The organism is Paenibacillus pasadenensis DSM 19293 (assembly GCF_000422485.1).
In the GTDB taxonomy this organism is placed as follows: domain Bacteria; phylum Bacillota; class Bacilli; order Paenibacillales; family Paenibacillaceae; genus Paenibacillus_O; species Paenibacillus_O pasadenensis.
Map to the genome: position 1 here is coordinate 1 of NZ_AULW01000015.1, position 19,904 is coordinate 19,904.

The window sequence follows — 19,904 nt, forward strand, 5'->3', positions numbered from 1 at the left end:
AAGTGCGTTGAACATTATCATCAATGCAATTAGCGTTTGGAATACCGTCTATCTCCAGCAGGCAACTGAACACCGCAAAAAGCAAGGTAAGCTTCAGGAAGAACTGCTAAATCACATTTCCCCCCTTGGATGGGAGCACATCAATTTTCTAGGTGAATACAAATTCAACTTCAAGCAGAATACGTCTCTCAACTCATTACGACCGCTGAAACAACAGGAAGGTGAGTGATCGGTAGTCCGGGCGGTGTAGCCCGGACTATTGGGCTTAGAGTAAGAAAAAACGCTAAGCCAGGTACATCCGAAGGCTTAGCGTATATTATCGTTAAAATGTTGGCGGTACCCCTTCAATCGATAAGATGGAGGTGAATCCCTCCTCATGGAGGGAATCCGCTTGGATGGAATCATTGGCTTGAATCTCTTTTTGGTGGCGGTATTCATCGGCCTCACCGCCTTTTTTGTCGGAGCCGAGTTCGCGATCCTCAAGGTCCGGATGTCCCGGCTCGACCAGCTCGTCGCCGAAGGCAGCAAAAAAGCGGTCAAAGCGCGCAAGGTGGCGGCGGATCTCGACTACTACCTGTCCGCCTGCCAGCTCGGCATCACGATTACCGCGCTCGTGCTCGGCGCGCTCGGCGAGCCGACGGTCGAGCGCATGCTTCACCCGCTGTTCGAGCGCTTCGACGTGCCGGCGGCCGTCTCGACCGTGCTGTCGTATGCGATCGCTCTGTCGATCATCACGTTTCTGCACGTCGTCATCGGCGAGCTCGCTCCCAAGACGCTCGCCATCCAGTATGCCGAGAAGATGACGCTGCTGCTCGCCGGACCTCTCTATACGTTCGGCAAAATCATGTACCCGATCATCGTCGCGCTCAATAACTCCGCCCGCGCCTTGCTCCGCCTGTTCGGCGTCAAGCCGGCCGGACATGATTCGGTGCACTCCGAGGAGGAGCTGCGGCTGATCGTCGCCCAGAGCTACGAGAGCGGCGAGATCAACCGCACCGAGCTCGACTACCTGAACAATCTGTTCGACTTCGACGGCCGCAAGGTCGGCGAGATCATGATTCCGCAGGTTTCGATCGTCTCGGTGCCCGGCGGCCTGCCTCCGGAGGCGCTGCTCGAGCAGATGGACCGGCATGGCTACACCCGCTATCCGGTCGCCGCGCCGAGCGGCGGCGGCTACCTCGGCTACATCAACGCCAAGGAGATGCTGACGGGCATGGCCGCCGGCCGCAAAGCCGGACTCGATACGCTCACGCATCCGCTCCCCCGCTTCAAGGAGAGCGCCTCGATCCGCGACGTCATGATCAAGATGCAGCAGAGCCGCGCCCATATGGCGCTCGTCATGACCGAAGCCGGAGCCCCGGCCGGCCTCGTGACGCTGGAGGACATCCTGGAGGAGATCGTCGGCGACATCCGCGACGAAGCTGCCGGCCAGCCGCTGTCCGCCTTCTAGCGCAGCGTGCGCGGGCCGGACGGGCTGGAGCGCCGGGTCAGGTCAGGTGCTCGCGTCGACATGAAGAAGCCTCGCGCACTTGGCGCGAGGCTTCTTTCTTGTTGCGGCTCTCATTCGGCCGAGCTGACGCCGCTCAGCGGATGAAGAAGCGCTCGATTTCGATGCGGGCGTTGTCGATGGAGTCGGAGCCGTGGATGACGTTTTCCGACACGTCGAGGCCGTAGTCGCCGCGGATCGTGCCGGGCGCGGCATCCGCCGGGTTGGTCGCGCCGATCAGATAGCGGGAGTTCTTCACCGCCGCCGTGCCTTCCACGATCATCGCGAACGAAGGGCCGGACGTGATGTAGTCGACCAGCTCGCGGAAGAACGGCTTTGCTTCCAGATGGCCGTAATGCTCCTTGGCGGTCGCCTCGCTGACCTGGATCAGCTCCGCCTTGACGACGGACAGGCCCTTCTTCTCGAAGCGGGAGACGATCTCTCCGATCAGTCCCCTCCGTACCCCGTCGGGCTTGATCATGACGAATGCTCTTTCGCTCATCTGCCTTCCTCCTTCTGCTTCCTGCTTCATCGTACCTGACATGAGGCCATGTCCGGCGTGAGCGATGTCACATGTTCGCACCCACAGGAAACAGTTCGACAAAGACCGCCCGAGGTCCTGCCTAGTTGAAGGTCAGATTGAAGCCGCTCTGCACGTAGTTCGTGCCGGCATAGGCGATGTTGCTCGTCTGCAGATTGTTGAACGTGGCGGCGCCGTTGCCGGTATAGGTGAAGATCGCCGCCCCTAGATGCGGTCCGGAGAAGCGCGAGGTCGTGATGCCGTCGCGGCCGGTGCCGTTGATCGTGACGGAGTTGAACACGATGTTGGAGAAGCCGCCGCCGTAGCCGAACTGGATGCCGTCGCGTTGGGCGTCGACGATGTCGATGTTCGTGAACGTCACGTTTCGGATCGCGTCATTGGACGCTTCCAGGTCGATCGCGCCGCGCTCGCCGTTGTACAGATCCTGGCTCGTGCCGCAGCGCAGGATCGTCGTATCGGAGAACGTGATGCCGGTATTGTTCGCGAAATGGTAGCCCGGGAACACCGTGTTCATGCGCAGGCCGGAGCCGCCGACGCAGTCGACGATGACGTTGCGCTCGGCCTTGTGGCCGCTGCCGCCGAAGAAGGCGATGCCCGCCGCGCGCCAGTTGTTCTCGATCGTATTGGACGAGAACGTGTTGTTGACGCCGGCCGGAGCGCCGTTCACGTCGCTCGTCCAGACGGCGAGGCCGTCGTCGCCGTTGCCCCGGACGCTGCTGTTGCGGACGGTCGAGCCGCTCGTGCCTTGGGCGAAGTTGACGCCGTCGGCCAGATTGTTGCGGATGCGGCTGTTCTCGATGACGAGGCCGGTCGCCGTGATCGCCGGCGTATGGGCGTAGTCGCCGACCCAGAAGCCGCATTCGAAGTGCTCGACCCAGACATTGCGGATGGACGAGTTCGTGCCGAAGTTGTCCATGAAGCCTTTGTAGATGGCGTTCTGGCCGTAGCGCGAGCGCAGCTTGGAGTTCAGATAGACGTTGCTGAAGTCCAGCTTGCCCGAGATACGCAGCGAGATGCCGCCGGATGCCGCGTTCGGGTTGGTGAACTGGATGTTCGTATGCCACATGCCCGCGCCGGTGATCGTCAGGTTCTGGATCATGCTGCTGGCCGAGCCGATTTCCCACATGCCGTTCAAATGGAACGTGCCGGTCGGGATGTACAGCGTCTTGCCGCCCGACACGGCTGCGGTCACGGCGGCCTTGAAGGCGGCCAGATCGTCCTGGCCGTCGTTCGCGACGGCGCCGTACTGCGTCACGGAGACGGAGTTCGCCGGCTGCGCGATCGCGGCCGGAACGTTCTCGATCTCGAGGAAGTCGACGCCGTACTCGATGCTGTCTCCGGCCGGCTTCTGGACGCGCACGACGTCGCCCGGCTGCAGCGGCGTGTCGAGCTTCCAGTGCACCTCGTCGAAGCGGAACAGCGGCCTGCCGCCGCCCGGAGCGTCAGCCGGCATGTCGCCGGAGAAGTACTGCCAGTTGTAGTAGGACGAGACCGGCACGTTTTTCACCTTGGTCCCGTTGACGTACAGGTCGAGCGAGCCGCTCAGGCCCATGCCGTCGGCCGAGTCGGGCATCGTGTAGCGCATCGTGACGCCCGCTCCGCCTTCGTTCGGACGGACGGTCCACTGCGCGTAGGAGCCGCTCGACGGCAGCGAGATGTAGGCTTGGCCGGACGCTTCCGAGGCGGTCAGCGCCTGGTTGAACGTCGGCGCGGTCATGAGCGCCGCTCCGCCGCCGCGCGTCGCGTCTTCCGTGTCGTAGCGCGTGTACGGCACGCTCGCGCCGCGGGCGGAGTAGACCGTAAGCGGCGTCTGGCTGGCGTTGTTGCCTTGCTTGGCGGGCAGCTCGTTGCCGTCGGCGGTCACGGAGAGCGCGGCCGTGTACGAGCCGCTGACGGCCGTCCAGCTGCCGGAGAGCGCGACGTTCGCCGTCGCGCCTGGCGCGAGGCTGCCCGTGTACGAGCCGCTGAACGTCTGCACGGTCGCGCCCGCGGACGTCTTGAGCGTCACGCTGACCGGATGCGCGCCGCCTGCGGTGGCGATCGTGCCCTGGTTTTTCAGCTGTACGGTGAAGCTCACGCTGCTGCCGGCCGACGGAGCGGACGGCGTCCAGGAGACGGTGCCGACGAGGTCGGAGCTGGACAGCGGCGAGACGGTCAGATTGGACGGATGCGCATAGCTGTTGTTGCTCTCGTTCTGCTCGAAGACGGCATTGCCCTCATCGGCCTTGGCGCCGATCGCGTAGGAGCCGGCCGCCTTGGCGCCGATCGCCAGCGATACGTTCGCCGACGCGCCGGCTGCCAGCGCGGGAGCGGCTGCGGTTCCGGCCAGCTCGCCGTTCACATAAAAGCCGACCGAGGATGCCGCGGCGGCTGCGCTGCCGCTGTTGCGGACGGTCGCCGTCAGCGTGATCGCGCTGTCCTCGGCCGGAGCGGACGGCGTCCAGCTCATCGTCTGGATCGTCAGATCCGGATTGGCCGCCGGCGTGCCGAATACCTGGAACTCGGCGATCTGTCCGGCCGGAGCGCCGCTGTTGACGGAGATGGCCAGCTGCAGCCGCTTGACGGTCGCGCTGAGCGGGATCGTCACGGTGTTGCCCGTCGCCGGATTGAACGTGTAGGACTGCGCGGCCTTCAGGCTCGTGAAGCTGGTCGTCGTCTGGTCATGGCCGAGCACCTGGATCGTCTGGTTGCGCGTCGCCCATTCCGTCGCCGGATTCAGCTTGAGCACGATCGACGTGATCTGATGGTTCGCCCCGAGATCCAGCGTCAGGCTGCTCGGGTTGCCACCGCCCTCCCAGTAGGTCGAGGTCGAATTGTCGTTGGCGTTGGCCGCGACATACGTCTGCGTGCTGCTCGACGCGCTGATCGACTTGCCGATGGCGACATTGGAGCCCGGAGCCGGGGTCGGCGTCGCCGTCGGGGTTGCCGTCGGCGTAGGTGTCGGAGTCGGGGTTGCCGTCGGCGTAGATGTCGGGGTCGGGGTCGGGGTCGGCGTTGCCGTCGGAGTCGCGGTCGGGGTCGGAGTCGGAGCCGAGGCGCCGTAGATTTCCAGCTCGGACAGCTGCGCGGCCGGCCATGCGGTGTTCGCCGAGAAGCTCAGGCGGACGTAGCGAGCGCTGGCGGCCGGGAAGCTCGCCGTCGCCGAGTTGCCGCCCGCGGCTGGGTCGAACACATAGCTAGCCGAGGCGGCCAGCGTCGAGAAGCTGCTTCCGTTCGCGCTGCCCTGGATCGTCAGCGTCTGGGTCCGCTTCTCCCAGGCAGCGGGCAGCTTCATGACGACCTGATCGATGGAGACGCTGGCGCCCAGATCGACCTGGACCCACTGCGGAAAGGCGTTGTCCGTGCTTTCCCAGTATGTGCCCGCATTGCCGTCGCGAACGTTTTCCGGAGCGTACGTCTGCGTGTAGCCGCTCGAGGAGACCGCCTTGCCGAGCGCGAGATTGGGACCGCCTGCCGCTTCCGCCGGGCGCGACGGCCCTACGGCCGCCAGCACCGTCGTGAGCAGCAGCAGTCCGGCGAGCGAGATGGACTTGAAGTTCATGTACGTTTTCTTCCTCCCTTTAATGACAGCGTTTGCAAACCTTCCTTTCGCTTGCGGAAGCCTCCTTTCCCCGGAAAGATACCCCCATTATAAGTCAGGCTCGGCCGCGCGCTGAGGGGCGATCCTACGACAATCAGGTGCGATTCCATGCAAGCGCTAGACGGGACCGCATCGGAAGGGCACGGCAAAAAAACCCGGCAGCGTCTGCCGGGGGAACCGCTATGCCCTTCGGCTGAAGCTGCCGGAGGTTCAGGTGATATCGGACCCGCTCAGGCGAGGCGCGCTCGCCCCGACTGAACGGGTTTCAGCGAAGTGCTCCGTTCAGGGAAGCGCTCAGCTGGAAGGCTCGCTCTGGCGCGCCGCCTTCGCTTCCTCGGCCTTTTTCTGCAGCCCCTTGCTCACATAGGGCTTGGGCTTGCTCTTGGCCCGCCGCTCGGCGGCCTGCCAGCGGTTCCAGCCCTTTTTGCCCGTGCCGCGGCCTGTGCCGCCGCCTTTGGACTTGCTCATGTTCGTCTCAGCTCCATTCGTCTCCCCATCGTACCCGATCGGAGAGCCGGGGGCAAATCTAATCGCGCGAAAGACGGTTGTAGCCGGCGTCTCCATACGGCTGCAGCTTCTCCAGCCAAGGCTTCAGCAGCAGCTTGAGCTCCCACTTGATGTCGGTCATCTTGACCGGATCGAATTCCTTGCGCTCCAGCTCCGCGTACTCGAACGCCTCCTCCCCGTGCTCGTTCCAGTCGCGCTGCACGTCGAGATTGGCGAACCTGCCCATGCGCAGCTGCGCTTGCAGCGTCGTCCACTTGTTTTTCAAGTTCGGGTAGGCGGCGAGAAAGATCTTGCCGTTCGTCCGGTTCGTGAGGCGGATGACGCCGAGATAGGTCTTCATTTCCTTGTATTGCTCCTGCAGCTCCTTGCGCCGGTTCTTGTCCATCGGATGCCTCGCTTTCTGATTCACTAAATCAGTAATTTAGTAAATTCTAACGTCCGCTCCTCGGCCTGTCAACCGTCGGCGGCTTGTTTTTTCGGCTTCGCTTGGCGGATCGGCCCGTCAGAGGTAAGATGGATGGGGTTGGAAAGGAAGATCAAGATGAACTCGCTGAAGCTGTACTTTTGGTTCTATTTCGTGCTTTATTCGGCCAATGCCATTTACGGGACGTTTGCGCCGGTCTATTTCCGCCAGCTCGGATACGGCAGCTCCGACATCGGCCTGCTGCTCAGCATCGGCCCGTTCATCGCCGTGCTGGCCCAGCCGGCATGGGGCTCGCTCGCGGACAAGGCCCGCTCCAAAAACGCCGTGCTCGCGGCGCTGCTGGCGGGCAGCGGCCTGTCGATGCTGCTGTTCCCGCTGTCGTCCGCGCTGCCGTGGCTGATCGTCGCAGTCGGGCTGTTCACCCTGTTCCAAAGCTCCACCGGCGCGATCACCGACGCGATCACGCTGGAGGCGCTAGGCCGCGAAGCGTCCCGCTTCGGCCGCATCCGGATCGGCGGCACGCTCGGCTTCGCGGCGATGAGCGTCGGCTTCGGCATCTATGCGGAAAAGGTCCGGCTCGAAGGCATGTTCACGGCCTACGCGGCCGTCATGGGCGCGACGCTGCTGCTGCTCCTGCTCTACCCGCGCGTGCGGGGCCATCAGTTCGGCGGCCGCAAGCTGAATTTCCTGCATCTGCTCCGCAACCGCCGGCTCATGCTCTATATGGGCCTTTGCTTCGCCATCCATATGACGCTCGGCTACTACTACGCGTTCTTCCCGCTCTACTTCACGGAGATCGGAGCCGGCAAAGACCTGCTCGGCTGGTCGATGGTCGTCTCCGCGCTCGGAGAGCTGCCGTTCCTGCTGCTCAGCGCCCTCATCCTGAAACGGTTCTCCGTCTCGGCGATCCTGCTGGCGGCAGGCGGCGTGTCGGCGCTGCGCTGGCTCCTGTACGCGGAGATCGGCTCGATCTACGGCGCGCTCGCGGTGCAGGCGCTGCACGGGCTGACGTTCATCGTCGTCGCCGTCACGATGTCGGTGTACATCAACAAAGAGGTCGCGCCGGAGCTGCGGGCGAGCGGGCAGACGCTGAACGCGCTGCTGAACGCGGGCGCGGCGCGCATCATCGGCACCTATGCTGGCGGCTACGCGGTCGAGGCGTCGAGCCTGCAGGACGTGTTCCGCTACGCCGGCCTGCTGCTGCTCGCGGCGCTCGCGCTATTCGCGCTCGCGATCCGCCTGCTGGAGAAGCGCGGGCTGCCGGGAGCGTCGCGCGCGGGCTGACGAGCGGATAGGCGCACGGCGCAGACGGCAGCCGGACGGACGTTCGGCCGTCATGCGGACCGCTTGATTCCATAGGACAAAAAAGCGGGACGAGCCCGGCATGCTGCCGGTTTCGTCCCGCTTTTTTTGCAGATCAGATCCTAGTCAAGGGCGGCTCCGCCCGCAGGCTCCCCTCACGCGATGTCCTGCCCCGCTTCCGCAGCGGCGGGCAGGACCCGCTCCTTGCTACGGCCGCGGCCGCCGAGCTTGAACACGACGATGCCCGCAGCCAGCAGCAACACGCCGGCGAGCCGCGTCGGCTCCAGCGGCACCCGCTCCAGGCCGAGCCAGCCCATCGAGTCCCACAGCATGGCGAACGCCAGCTGCGAGCAGAGCGCGAGGCTGACGGCGAACGTCGGACCGAGCCGCTTCACGCCCTGCACCATGCAGGTGACGACGCCGATGCCGATCAGGCCGCTGAAGGCGAACCACGGCTCCATGCCGGCCAGCTGGAACAGCGCCGCTCCTTCCGCCGCCAGCCCGAGCAGCAGCGCCGCCGCGAAGCCCATGCCGAGCACGAGCGTCGTCGTCGTCCACATGCCGGCTTTGCGGTCGACGTTCGCGTTGAACAGATTTTGCAGGCTCAGCAGCAGTCCCGATGCCACAGCCCAGATGATGCCCGTCATTCCGATCGTCCTCCCGATTTCGGTTCGTAGATGTTTTCCTGCGCGAGCGCCGCAAGCGCGTCCCGGTCGCGGACCGCGATGCTCGAGCGCGCCCGCTCGATGAGCCCGTCGCGCGCGAACTGCAGCAGCACCCGGTTCAGATGCCGGTAGCTCGTGCCGATCAGGTTCGCCGCGTCTCGCAGCGCGCCGGCTTCCAGCCGGGCAGACTCGCGGCCGTCCTCCGCTCCGCAGACGCTGAGCAGATAGCTGGCGAGCCGCACCTCGACCGGATAGAGCAGGTTGAAGCTGAGCGAGTTGTTCTTCATCTGGAACTTGCGCGTGATGACCCCGAGCAGGAAGCGCAGGAACGGCGCATGATCGGCGGCCAGCCGGTCCGCCTCGCGGTACGGGATGCGGATGAGCGTCGCCGGCGTGACCGCCTCGACCGTATTCATCAGCTCCAGCCCGCGCTGCACGTACTCGATGTCGCCGAGCATCTCTGGCGGTCCGAGGAACGAGAGGATGAGCGACTTGCCGTCCGGCGTCGTCGTGTACACCTTGATCTTGCCCGCGGCGAGCAGCAGCAGGCTGTCCGATCGTCCGCCCTGGCGGACGATCGCCTCGCCCGGCTCGGCCGTGACGAGCGACGCCCGCCGCGCCAGCTCCGGCGGAATCGCCTCGCCGAGGCCCAGCTCAAGCAGATGCCGCCGGATCGTCTCCGCTTCGCTTTCCATCCTCATGCCTCCTCTCTGGCGCTGCCCGGTCATCCGATCGCCAGCAGCAGCACGCCGCCGGCCATGAGCGCGAAGCCGGCCGCCTGCGCCGGGCCGACGCTGATTCGCTTCGAGCCGAGCCAGCCTCTCCACTCGATCAGGAACGTGAGGGCGAGCTGGCCGAGCAGGACGAGCGACGTCGTCAGCGTGATGCCGATCTGATGGATGGCCGTCACATTGCCGAAAATGATGAGCGCGCCGAGCGCGCCTCCGGTCGCGTAGACCGGCTTGACCGCCAGCAGCGTCCGCGGCTGCAGGCCGCGCAGCAGCAGCGCGAGCGCGAGCGCCCCGACGAAGCCGGTCAGCTGCGTCAGCGCCGCCGCCTGCCAGGTGCCGATCGCTTCGCCGATGACGCTGTTGGCGGCGCCCTGCAGCGTGATGAACCCGCCGGCCGCGATCGCGGCGAGGATGCCTTTCATGATGATGCCCACTCCATTCCTCATCCGATGGTTTTCCCTACGAATCGTACTTTAACCGTTCGGATCGGAAAGGAAAAGGACATATGTCCTCAGCCGAAGAAGAGATCGGCGATCGTGCTTCCTTCGCCGCTTTTCTTTCCGCGAAGCACGTCGGGATCGGACACCTTCACCAGGCCGCAGCCCTGGCAGCTGACGAACAGATAATGATGATGCTGCAGGTCGATCAGCTTGCTGAGGCCCGTCCCGGTCATCGCGACCTCGGTCGCCTCCGCCTCGTTGCCTCCGCAGTCCCTGCACCGGAACCGACGGCAGACGAAGTCCTCGAGGGACTCGCCGCCTTCGCGGTCCCAATCGCCGCTGTCCTCGCTGGCATCGGCCTGCCGGACGGCGGCTTCATCCGCCTCGTCGCCGCTCGGCTCGAGGCCGGTATCGAGATGCTCCGGCAGCACCTCGTGCCGGCACTCGGGACAGATGCTTCCTTGCAGCACGACCGTTCGGCCGCACCATGGACATTCGATCGGATGGTCGTTCATCGGATCCTCTCCTCGCCTCGTTAAAGTCAATGCTGGGAAACCTGCCGCTCCTCGAACTGATGGCGGTGCAGCTCGCGATAGCGTCCGCCGGCGCGCATCAGCTCATCATGGGTGCCCCTCTGCTCGATGCGCCCTTCGTGCAGCACGAGAATCTGATCCGCGCGGCGGATCGTGCCAAGCCGGTGGGCGACGACGATCGATGTCCGGCCTTTCATGAGGCTGGCCATCGCCTTTTGGATCTCCAGCTCCGCGAGCGTGTCGACGCTGCTTGTCGCCTCGTCGAGCAGCAGCACATCCGGGTCGGCCAGCAGCGTGCGCGCGATCGAGATGAGCTGGCGCTGGCCCAGGCTCAGGTTGCCGCCCTCCGGAGCAAGGCGGGTGTCGTAGCGGTCCGGCAGCTTCTGGATGAAGCGATGCGCCTGCGCCGCGCGCGCCGCCGCCTCCACCTCCGCGTCGCTCGCATCGAGCCGACCGTACCGGATGTTCTCGCGGACGGTGCCGCTGAACAATTGCGTCTCTTGCAGCACGATGCCGATCCGGCTGCGCACGTCGTCGCGATGCAGCGAGGCGAGGTCGACGCCGCCGATGGAGATCGTGCCGGAGGTCGGATCGTGGAAGCGCGCGAGCAGCGAGACGATCGTCGATTTGCCGGCGCCCGTCGGGCCGACGAGCGCGGTCATCGTGCCGGCCGGGACGGCGAAGGAGACATCCCGCAGCACCGCTGCGCCTGCGCCATACCCGAAGCCGACCTCGCGGAACTCGACCTCTCCCTGCAGGACAGGCGGCCGCTCGCAACGCTCCGCGGCGGAGCGCTCCGGCTCCGTGTCCAGCGTCTCGAAGATGCGCTCGGCGCCGGCGACGCCGGCTTGGATCAGGTTGTACTGGTTGGCCAGCTCGTTGACCGGTCCGCTGAACTGGCGGGAATACCCGAGGAAGCTGACGACGAGGCCGACCGAGGCGAGCTCGCGCGAGGCGAGCCAGCCGCCGGCCGCCGCGATCAGCAGGTAGTTCAAGTGGCCGAGCAGATTCATGGACGGCCCCATCAGGCCGGAGTAGATCTGCGCCCGCGTGCCGGCCGCCCGCAGCCGCTTGTTGACAGCGGAGAATTCGGCTGCTGCGCGCTCCTCTTGGTGAAACAGCGTGACGACGTGGCGGCCGGTCACCGTCTCCTCGATGCGGCTGTTCGCCTCGGCGAGCTCGACCTGCTGCAGCTTGAACTGGCTGCGCGTCGTGCGGGCGACGAGCCGCGCCACGCCGTATAGCAGCGGCACCGTCGAGACGGCGACGAGCGTCAGCAGCGGCTGCAGCCACAGCATGAGCGCCAGGCTGCCGACGATCGAGATGACGCTGGAGATGAGCTGCACGAGGCTCTGGTTCAAGCTGTTCGAGACGTTGTCGAGGTCGTTGGTCGTGCGGCTCATCAGCTCGCCGTGCGAGCGCTGCTCGTAAAAGCCGACGGGCAGCCGCTGCATGCGGGCGAACAGCTCGCCGCGCAGCTGCCAGACCGTGCGCTGGGTGACGGCGGCGAGCAGCCGCGCCTGCAGCCAGCCCGCCAGGCTGCCGAGCAGATAGACGGCGGCCAGCGTCAGGCAGATCGCGGCGAACCCTCCGCTGCCGCCGATCAGCGCGTCGAGCGCTTGCCCGGTCAAATACGGAGCTGCAAGCGCGCAGCCCGAAGCGCCTAGCGTCGAGACGCCGATGGCGAGCAGCAGGCGGCGGCTTTGCAGCAGATAGGCGCCGAGGCGGCGCAGCGCCGTGGAGGTTTTCATGCGGGCTCCGCCCCTTTCTGGGATTCATCCAGCTCTCGGTAAAGGGGGCTCGACGCCAGCAGCTGCTCCTGCGTGCCGACAGCGGCCAGCCGCCCTTCGTCCAGCACGACGATCCGGTCGCAGCGGCGCAGCGAGGCCAGCTTCTGCGAGACGAGCAGCAGCGTGCAGCTCTCGCCCATCCGCTCGATCGACTCGGTGATCGCCGTCTCCGTGGCGGCGTCGACGGCGCTCGTGCTGTCGTCGAGCAGAAGCAGCTCCGGCTTCAGCAGGAGCGTGCGCGCGATCGACAGCCGCTGCCGCTGGCCGCCGGACAGGTTGACGCCTTTTTGCCCGAGCCGGGTGCCGTAGCCCTCCGGCAGCGCGCCGACGAAGCCGGCCGCAAAGGCGCTGCCGGCCGCTTCGAGCATGTCGGACTCCGGGGCGTCCGGGCGGCCGTAGCGGATGTTGTCCGCGATCGAGCCGCTGAACAGATGCGCCTGCTGAAGCACGAGTCCGACCTTGGAGCGAAGCTCCTCCGGGTCCCATTCGCCGAGCGGCTTGCCTTGAAGGCGGATCGATCCTTCGGTCGGCTGGAGCAGGCCGGCCGTCAGCAGCGCGAGCGTCGACTTGCCGGATCCGTTCATGCCGACGATGCCGATGCTCTCGCCTCGCCGGATGCTCAGGCTGAAGCCGCGCAGCGCGTATTCGTCCGAGCCGGGGTAGCGGTAGGCGACCGCGCTCCATTCCAGATACGGCGCTTCCCGCGCAGCGGCTCGAGCGCTCTCCGGCATACCTGATGGATCGTCCAGCGGCGCATCGCCTTGCTGCAGGGCGGCGTCTGCCGCTGCGTCACGCGCCGCATTTGGATCGACTTCTGGCGCTTCTTTGCGCTTTCGCTCCGCATCTGCATGGCTGCCGGAACCCGCTTCGTCCTTCGCCCCCAGCACCTCGCGGATGCGGGTCGCGGACGCCGTCGCCCGGGACAGCGTCAGCAGATGGTTGCCGAGGCCGTTCAGCGACAGCAGCAGCTGGCTCAGATAAGTGAGGTAGGCGGCCAGCTGCCCCGGCTGGATCGAGTCGGAGCCGGCCAGCGCTCCGCCGTACCAGAGCGCCGCCGCCGTCGTGAAGCCGAGCAGCAGCGACAGCAGCGGCTGGCTGAGCGCGCCGATGCGAGCGGCGGCAAGGCTGCTCGCGCGGTAGCCGTCGTTCGCGGCGCCGAATCGCGCTTCCTCATGCGGCGCGCGCACGAACGCCTTGACGACGCGCATGTTCGCGAGGCTTTCCTGCAGCCGCGTATTGACCTCGTCGAGCGCCTGCTGCACCGAGGCGAACAGCGGCACCGTCGTCCGCTTCAGCCAGACGAGCAGCACGGCAAGCGCAGGCACGGTGACGATGAGCACGAGCGACAGCCGCGGGCTGAGCGCGATGCACATGACGAGGCTGCCGAGCGCGATGAACAGACTGCGAGCCAGCATCCGCAGCGCGACGAGCGTCGTCTGCTGGAGCTGCGAGACGTCGCCGGTGAGGCGCGTGACGAGGCTGCCGGTGCCGAAGCGGCCCAGCAGCTCCGGCGACAGCCGCATCGTCCGCCGGTAGAGGCCTTCCCTCAGATCGGCGCCGAACCGCTGGGAAGCGAGCGTGGAAAAGACCGTGCAGCCGATGCCTCCCGCCAGGCCGACCAGCGCGGCCAGCAGCATCCACCCGCCGACCGTCCAGATTGAGGAGGTGTCCCCGCCGATGATGCCCTCGTCGAGAATGCGGGCCATCAGCCTCGGCTGCAGCAGGTCCATCGCGACCTCCAGCAGCATGAGCAGCGGAGCCGCGACGGCGACCGCGAGATGAGGCCGCATATAGCTGCGCAGCCGAATTCGAGCCGCTTGCGGCGGCGAGCCGGTCGTTTTGTTCATCAGACATCCCAACTTTCCGTTTTGCACTTTACGATATATCGTATTGATTTAAGTTCCATTTTAAGGCGGACCGTCTTCATCGTCAATGCTGAAAACGCCGCGCATGGCCGGCGCACGGCGAGATGGGAATCATCGTTTCGGACGGCGATGCTGCCCCGTCCGATCCATCGCAGCGTCTCGCTTCGGCTTTGGTGGCTATGCCATGGTTGCCAGAGCCGAAACGGCGCCTCCTTCCCGTTGCGGGCATTGAAAACCGGCATCCGCTTCGCGGAGCAGACCCCTGACCGGCAACCGCTTCGCGGAGCGGAGACTCGTTCCGATCTCCCTGGAGCCCAGATTCCTTTGATCCCATTCCCCAGCAGGGGTGGAATCCGGCCTCCAAGGTAACCGCTGCCGCTTCTCCACGAGTTCCCCGCCACGCTTCGCTCCGGTCCGCAAGCTCTACTCATGTCCCGCATACGGAGCGCAGCTCCACAACACCAAGCCCCCACTTTCCTTTTAGATCCGAGCTGCTCGGTTTTTCCGCGCAATTCCCCCCCGTTTCGCCACCTGCCTACCGGAGTTACTCGGTTTTTCCGCGCAACTCCCTCCATTCCGCCACCAGCCAACCCGAGTTACTCGGTTTTTCCGCGTAACTCCCTCCGTTCCGCCGTCCGCCTACCCGAGTTACTCGATTTTTCCGCGCAACTCCCTCCGTTTCGACTCCTGCCTTCCCGAGCTGCTCGGTTTTTCCGCGCAATTCTCCCCCATTCCGCTCATTAGCACAGTTAAGTAACTCGATTATTTCGACTTAACGCCTCAACTTCGAGCCTCCATCTACTATTCCTTACTCGAACGAGCTTACCCAGGAGCGTCAGCTCCTCCGATACTTACGCATCGGAGAGGGGATTCTGTCTACTGCCTCCCCGGCATGCGACAAGGCGAAGCGCTGCGAAATTCGTGTTCCATAGGCCGGCTGCTCCGGCTCACCCCGGATACGAGCAATAGTCAATGCTGAAAACGCCACGGGCATCATGCCCGTGGCGCTCTTGCATCAGCCTGCATCAACTTGCATAAGCGTCAGTCAGCCTCAACTTGCCTCTGTCTCAACTTGCCTCAGCCGACGACCGGCGCGCTGCCGGCTCGGCTCCCTTCGACCGGGAATCCATCCCGCTGCCAGTACTCGATGCCGCCGAGCATCTCCTTGACCCGGAAGCCGAGCTCGGAGAAACGCAAGCCTGCTTTGGCCGCGCCGTTGCAGGCCGGGCTCCAGCAGTACAGGACGAGCAGCCGGTCCTTGGGCCAGCCGGCCGTCGAATCGGGGCTGATATCGCCGTACGGCAGGCTGACCGCCCCGGCCGCATGGCGTTCCGCATAGGCGGAGGCGGCGCGAACGTCGACCAGCAGGAACGAGTCGAGGCCGGTCAGCTGATCGTGGCGCACATCGGACGGATCCGTCTCGACGGACAGCTTCCCGAGGAAGTGGCGGCGCGCTTCTTCCGGCGATGCGGCAGGCGTTTCATGGACGAGCGAAATCGGGCTTTTCATCGGTCATCATCTCCTTGGCTTAGGTTTGTTCAACCTTGGAAATGATCCTACCACGAGCCGGCCCGCATCCGTTATCCAACGGTTTCGATGGCAGCCATCGCCCGCGCCGATGGATCACGCTCTTCGAGGCGGCTCGGCTCCCTCTGTCCGTCCGAGCGGTACGTCGGCGCCGACGCTGGCCAGAAACTGGACAAACGCCGGCGACGACCGCCGCTTCGGCAAATGGACGAGCTGGATGTGGAACTCGGCGGCCAGCGGCTCCGTGAACGCGGCGGCGCAGAGCTTGCCCTCCTCGACCTCCTGCCGCACGGCGATCGACGGCAGCAGCGCGACGCCCAGTCCTTGGGCGACGCAGCGCTTGATCGCCTCGATGCTGCCGAGCTCGCAGGAGATCCGCGCCTCCGCGCCGATCTCCTGGAGCCGCCGCAGCAGCGCCGCCCGGTACGTGCAGCCGTCCTCGGTCAGCACGAGCGGCTCCCCGTCCAGCTCCGCTGCAGCAGCCTCCGTACGCCCGGCCAGCCGATGGCCCGGCGCGCAGACGAGCAGCAGCGGCTCCGGCCGCAGCAGATGCACATCCAGCTCCGGCTCCCGCAGCGGCGGATCCAGAATGAGAGCCGCATCGAGCGTGCCCGACTTGACGCCGCGGATCAGCTCCGGCTCATTGCCGGGCAGCAGCGTCAGCGAGACGTTCGGCTGCCTCTGCCGAAAAGCCTGCAGATGCGGCGGCAGGAAATACGAGGCGAGCGTCTCAATTGAGCCGATCGTCAGGCTGACCTCTACCGCCGCTCCGACCGCTTCCAGCGACTCGGCATGCAGGCGCAGCATCTCCTTCGCATAGCCGAGCAGCTTTTCGCCCGCCGCCGTCAGCTCCATCCTTCTGCCTCTGCGCTCCAGCAGCTCGGTTCCGTACAGCTCCTCCAGCTTCTGCAGCTGCGCCGTCACGCTCGACTGGGCGTAGCCGAGCCGTTCGGCGGCCTTCGTGATGCTGCCGCAGGCGGCGACCTCGCGGAAGCTTCGCAGGCAGATCAGGTCCATCGGCCTTCCTCCTCGCTCAGGGATGGGATAAAAAAACAGACCCGCGCGTAAGCGCGAGTCCGGCGGAGGCGGTCATTCGGCGTAGTCGACGTTGTGATACACCTGCTGGACATCCTCGAGATCCTCCAGCGTGTCGATGATCTTGTCAAACTGCTTCTGGGCGTCTTCCGGCAGCTCGACGAAGTTCTGCGCGAGCATCGTCAGCTCGGCGACGCTGAACTCCTCGATGCCCGATGCGCGAAGCGCCTCCTGCACGGCATGGAACTGATCCGGCTCCGCGTAGACGAGCACGTCCTCGTCCTCTTCCACGATGTCGCGCACGTCGACGTCCGCTTCGAGCATCAGCTCCATGATCTCGTCCAGCGACTTGCCGGATACGCCGATGACGGCCGTGGCGTCGAACATATAGGCGACCGAGCCGTTCACGCCCATGTTGCCGCCGTTTTTGCTGAAGGCGGCGCGCACGGCGGAGGCGGTGCGGTTGACGTTGTTCGTCAGGGCGTCGACGATGACCATCGAGCCGTTCGGCCCGAAGCCTTCGTAGCGGAGCTCCTCATAGATCTCGTCGGAGCTGCCCTTCGCTTTTTCGATCGCGCGGTCGATGATCGCCTTCGGCACGTTGTACGTCTTGGCGCGCTCGAGCACGACCCTCAGAGCTCGGTTCGATTCCGGATCCGGCTCGCCCTTGCGGGCGGCGACGTAGATCTCCAGGCCGAACTTGGCGTAGATACGGCTTGTATTGGCGTCCTTGGACGCCTTCTTTTCCTTGATATTGTTCCATTTGCGACCCATGCTGAACCAACTTTCCGCTTGAATTACCCTCGCCTTGCATCCTTTTCCGGTGAAGGAGGGCGCCTTGAGCTCTCTCCCTATTATACTTACCGCGGGCCGCGCTGGACAAGTCGGAGTCGGGATGAGATTGTCACGCCGGTCGCGAAGTCGAACAGCATAAAGAGGCCGCATGAACAGGTCTGGACCACCGACCTTTCACGCAGCCTTTTTTTTATCAGCTTATGAATCCGCTCGCTCTCATCCCTAGCCCCAGTATTGCTTCGCGATCTTCTGGCCTTGATCGATCTTGGCCCATTGCTCGTCTTCGCTCAGCTCGTTGCCGCCATCGCAGGAAGCGAAGCCGCATTGATGGGACAGCAGCAGGCGATCCTTGTCGATGATCTTGGACGCTTCGTCAAGCAGGCGCACGACGCGGGCTTCATCGTCCAGCGTATTCGTCTTCGAGGACAGCAGGCCAAGCACGATTTCCGTCTCCGGCTTGTCCTTGAATACTTCAAGCGCCTCCAGGGAGCCGGCGCGGTCGTCGTCCCATTCCAGGAAGAACCGATCGTAGTTCAGCTGCTTCAGGAACAAGTTGGCGATCTTGACGTACGATCCTCCGCCCATGTTGCGGGAATCGTAGTTGCCGCGGCAGTTGTGGGTCCACATGCTCAATCCGAGGCTATGGCCGTAGTCGATCAGCGTATTGTTGATGTCGATGAATTCCGCGGCGAGCGCCTGGACTTCCGATTGATTGATCTGCTCGCCGGTATACGGCGAGTTCGGATTGTCATCCGCGAACAGCTCCCACAGGCAGTCGTCGAACTGCAGGATCTTGCCGCCGACAGCGGCGAAGTCCTCGACAAACTCCTTGTAGGCCTTCACCAGGCCTTCTTTGAGCTCCTGGGTCGTCTGATAGACGGCGGCCGCGCCTCCGATATTGCCGGACCAGGACAGCTCCCCGAAAATATGCGACGGAGACGGCACGCAGAGCTTCGTCGGCTGCTCGCCGGCCGTTTCCTGCAGCTGCCGGAACGTCTTGAGGAAAGGGTGGTTTTTCCCGCTCAGCTCGCCGGTGATGCGGAGGCCGATGTCCTTGCGCGTCTCATATTTGGAAGTGCCATCTATGTCGCGGAAGAAATAGCCGTGGTCGGCAATGTAGCGCTTCACTCCACTGAATCCCCAGACAAAATCCAGATGCCACATCGATTTGGAAAATTCCCCGTCAGTCACGATCGACAGCCCATGCTCGATCTCTTTTTTCACCACTTGCCGGATCGCATCGGCCTCGCACTGCTCATACCCTTCGAAATGGTCGTAAAAAGGATATTGAATGTCGTCGCGATGTTCGATCTGCGTCTTGTAGCCGAGCAGCTCTTTCGGGCGAAGCAAGCTGCCTACGATCTGAAACTTGTCTGTCATTTGGGATGGCCTCCTCATTCTGCAACTGCTGCTTATGCGTACAACCAGTATACCAAGCCGCTTGTCGCTATCGGAAAGCCCAATAAACCATAGCTGGCTATAGCTAATCGCTATAGAGACTGAATCTTAGATCTCGTCTTATGAACCTGGAAGACTGGCCGCGATCCAGAGGCACTCCTTCCCGTGTATAAGACGAAAAAGGAGTACCAGCAGGTACAGCCCATTCAGCGCGGTCAACTTCGGGTGCCAGCCTACGCCTGGTTTATTTCTTTGAAATGAAATTCGTTATATCCAACGTCTTGATTTCTGAACCATGGTCTGTACCTTCTTGATTATAAGTCACCAAATCAAACGAAATGGATTTCCCATTAATTAGCTTTAGATCGCGCAAATCTTGATTATTCTCGGTTTGAAATATTTTTTGGTTTTGATTGTCCTTAATGTCCAACAAATAGAGGGCATGATTTGATGAAACGGCCCCCTCTCTCTGTTTTCAACATTATTTTCGGAATTTGAGCAAAAAGAAAGACAGCCTGCAGCTGTCGTCGAGTTTTGAATATGGATTTATCTAACCTTCCGTTTAACTGTTTTTTTATTCTGGGTGGAAAAAGGATTTCTACGTATCATTTTCGTTGCATTCCTGCTACCGCCTCCACATGGCTTGTGTGCGCGATATTGCCGATTTAAACGATTTTTTTGTTAAGCGAAGCGAGCCTAGGGAAATCGCATTCCTGACCTCATTATTGCCAGTGATGCTCTCAAGCGCCGTAGTCGGATTCACTGCCCAAAAATCGGTGAAGCCAATATCACTGCTGTGATAAATATGAGCTGTAGCAAAGTACGGACAAACAATCCTGGCACCGGCTTGCCGCCAATCGTCAGTTTTTCTCGTGCAGCACGCACATTTGCAGGAAACATAGCAATCAGCAGAACCGTTAAACAAACGGAAGCGGCTTCGGAGGTGGCTGGAATCATGATACCGATCGCTGCTGCGATTTCGAGCCACCCGGTTGCCGTCACGATCAAATCTCTTCTTGGGAATGACGGAGGAACCATCCGGATCAGATCAGAACGCCTTTTCCCCCAGTGAGCGGTAGCGGTAAGCAGCAACATGACAGCAACTGCTCCTTGCAGTGATGGATGCCAGCCGTCAAAATAAGCCCAACCGAAAAATCCAGCAACTCGAAACAATAAAAAAGATGCGATAAGTACAATAAAAGGCGCCACCTTGATCCCTCCTTTGAAATTAAAAATTTTCATGATCATGTTTGAGAATAGCAAGCAAAACACGAAGCCGACGATA

Annotated in this window: 18 protein-coding genes; 3 read left to right on the plus strand and 15 right to left on the minus strand. The window is 63.4% G+C overall.

The window, feature by feature from the left end; genetic code table 11:
• Nucleotides 1-229: Tn3 family transposase (locus H582_RS0102455; protein WP_028597231.1), on the plus strand; the 229-nt coding region annotated here is incomplete at its 5' end.
• A 162-nt stretch (nucleotides 230-391) separates the two neighbouring features.
• Nucleotides 392-1,450: a hemolysin family protein gene (locus tag H582_RS0102460; RefSeq protein ID WP_028597232.1), complete on the plus strand. Its 1,059-nt coding sequence runs from the start codon at nucleotides 392-394 to the stop codon at nucleotides 1,448-1,450.
• A 133-nt stretch (nucleotides 1,451-1,583) separates the two neighbouring features.
• Here the strand turns inward: H582_RS0102460 and ndk are convergent, their stop codons facing one another.
• The 4 genes from ndk to H582_RS0102480 form a co-directional block, all read right to left on the minus strand.
• Nucleotides 1,584-1,988: a nucleoside-diphosphate kinase gene (gene ndk, locus H582_RS0102465; protein WP_028597233.1), complete on the minus strand. Its 405-nt coding sequence runs from the start codon at nucleotides 1,986-1,988 to the stop codon at nucleotides 1,584-1,586.
• A gap of 121 nt (nucleotides 1,989-2,109) precedes the next feature.
• Complete coding sequence (locus tag H582_RS0102470; RefSeq protein WP_028597234.1) at nucleotides 2,110-5,568, minus strand: CARDB domain-containing protein; 3,459 nt, start codon at nucleotides 5,566-5,568, stop codon at nucleotides 2,110-2,112.
• Nucleotides 5,569-5,901: 333 nt separating this feature from the next.
• Nucleotides 5,902-6,075, minus strand: a complete 174-nt coding sequence (locus tag H582_RS30640; protein WP_084136501.1) for a DUF3934 family protein — start codon at nucleotides 6,073-6,075, stop codon at nucleotides 5,902-5,904.
• A 58-nt stretch (nucleotides 6,076-6,133) separates the two neighbouring features.
• Nucleotides 6,134-6,499, minus strand: a complete 366-nt coding sequence (locus H582_RS0102480; protein ID WP_028597235.1) for a GIY-YIG nuclease family protein — start codon at nucleotides 6,497-6,499, stop codon at nucleotides 6,134-6,136.
• A 156-nt stretch (nucleotides 6,500-6,655) separates the two neighbouring features.
• Here H582_RS0102480 and H582_RS0102485 point away from each other — a divergent pair, with 156 nt between their 5' ends.
• Complete coding sequence (locus H582_RS0102485; protein WP_028597236.1) at nucleotides 6,656-7,822, plus strand: MFS transporter; 1,167 nt, start codon at nucleotides 6,656-6,658, stop codon at nucleotides 7,820-7,822.
• A 173-nt stretch (nucleotides 7,823-7,995) separates the two neighbouring features.
• Here H582_RS0102485 and H582_RS0102490 read toward each other — a convergent pair whose 3' ends face one another.
• From H582_RS0102490 to H582_RS0102540, 11 genes are all read right to left on the minus strand, one after another.
• The gene (locus H582_RS0102490) at nucleotides 7,996-8,487 is read right to left on the minus strand and encodes a DMT family transporter (RefSeq protein WP_043110829.1); all 492 of its coding nucleotides are present in this window, start codon (nucleotides 8,485-8,487) and stop codon (nucleotides 7,996-7,998) included.
• Nucleotides 8,484-9,200, minus strand: a complete 717-nt coding sequence (locus H582_RS0102495) for a Crp/Fnr family transcriptional regulator (RefSeq protein WP_164820153.1) — start codon at nucleotides 9,198-9,200, stop codon at nucleotides 8,484-8,486. The genes H582_RS0102490 and H582_RS0102495 overlap by 4 nt, the downstream gene beginning before the upstream one ends.
• A gap of 29 nt (nucleotides 9,201-9,229) precedes the next feature.
• The gene (locus H582_RS0102500; protein ID WP_228551470.1) at nucleotides 9,230-9,682 is read right to left on the minus strand and encodes a DMT family transporter; all 453 of its coding nucleotides are present in this window, start codon (nucleotides 9,680-9,682) and stop codon (nucleotides 9,230-9,232) included.
• Nucleotides 9,683-9,747: 65 nt separating this feature from the next.
• Nucleotides 9,748-10,191, minus strand: a complete 444-nt coding sequence (locus H582_RS0102505; protein WP_084136503.1) for a zinc ribbon domain-containing protein — start codon at nucleotides 10,189-10,191, stop codon at nucleotides 9,748-9,750.
• A gap of 26 nt (nucleotides 10,192-10,217) precedes the next feature.
• Nucleotides 10,218-11,960: an ABC transporter ATP-binding protein gene (locus H582_RS25655; RefSeq protein WP_101809149.1), complete on the minus strand. Its 1,743-nt coding sequence runs from the start codon at nucleotides 11,958-11,960 to the stop codon at nucleotides 10,218-10,220.
• Complete coding sequence (locus tag H582_RS0102515; RefSeq protein WP_052332900.1) at nucleotides 11,957-13,846, minus strand: ABC transporter ATP-binding protein; 1,890 nt, start codon at nucleotides 13,844-13,846, stop codon at nucleotides 11,957-11,959. The genes H582_RS25655 and H582_RS0102515 overlap by 4 nt, the downstream gene beginning before the upstream one ends.
• A gap of 1,095 nt (nucleotides 13,847-14,941) precedes the next feature.
• Nucleotides 14,942-15,373 carry a rhodanese-like domain-containing protein gene (locus H582_RS0102520; RefSeq protein WP_028597242.1) on the minus strand — a complete coding sequence of 144 codons (432 nt, stop codon included), beginning with the start codon at nucleotides 15,371-15,373 and terminating at the stop codon, nucleotides 14,942-14,944.
• Between the two features lie 114 nt (nucleotides 15,374-15,487).
• Nucleotides 15,488-16,408 (minus strand): LysR family transcriptional regulator, encoded by a 921-nt coding sequence (locus H582_RS25660; protein ID WP_052332901.1) that lies wholly within the window; start codon nucleotides 16,406-16,408, stop codon nucleotides 15,488-15,490.
• Nucleotides 16,409-16,480: 72 nt separating this feature from the next.
• Complete coding sequence (locus H582_RS0102530) at nucleotides 16,481-17,200, minus strand: YebC/PmpR family DNA-binding transcriptional regulator (RefSeq protein WP_028597243.1); 720 nt, start codon at nucleotides 17,198-17,200, stop codon at nucleotides 16,481-16,483.
• A 243-nt stretch (nucleotides 17,201-17,443) separates the two neighbouring features.
• On the minus strand, nucleotides 17,444-18,601 hold the full coding sequence (locus tag H582_RS0102535) for a cobalamin-independent methionine synthase II family protein (RefSeq protein ID WP_028597244.1): 1,158 nt from the start codon (nucleotides 18,599-18,601) through the stop codon (nucleotides 17,444-17,446).
• A 777-nt stretch (nucleotides 18,602-19,378) separates the two neighbouring features.
• Nucleotides 19,379-19,867: a DoxX family protein gene (locus H582_RS0102540; RefSeq protein ID WP_373864122.1), complete on the minus strand. Its 489-nt coding sequence runs from the start codon at nucleotides 19,865-19,867 to the stop codon at nucleotides 19,379-19,381.
• Nucleotides 19,868-19,904 lie beyond the last annotated feature (37 nt).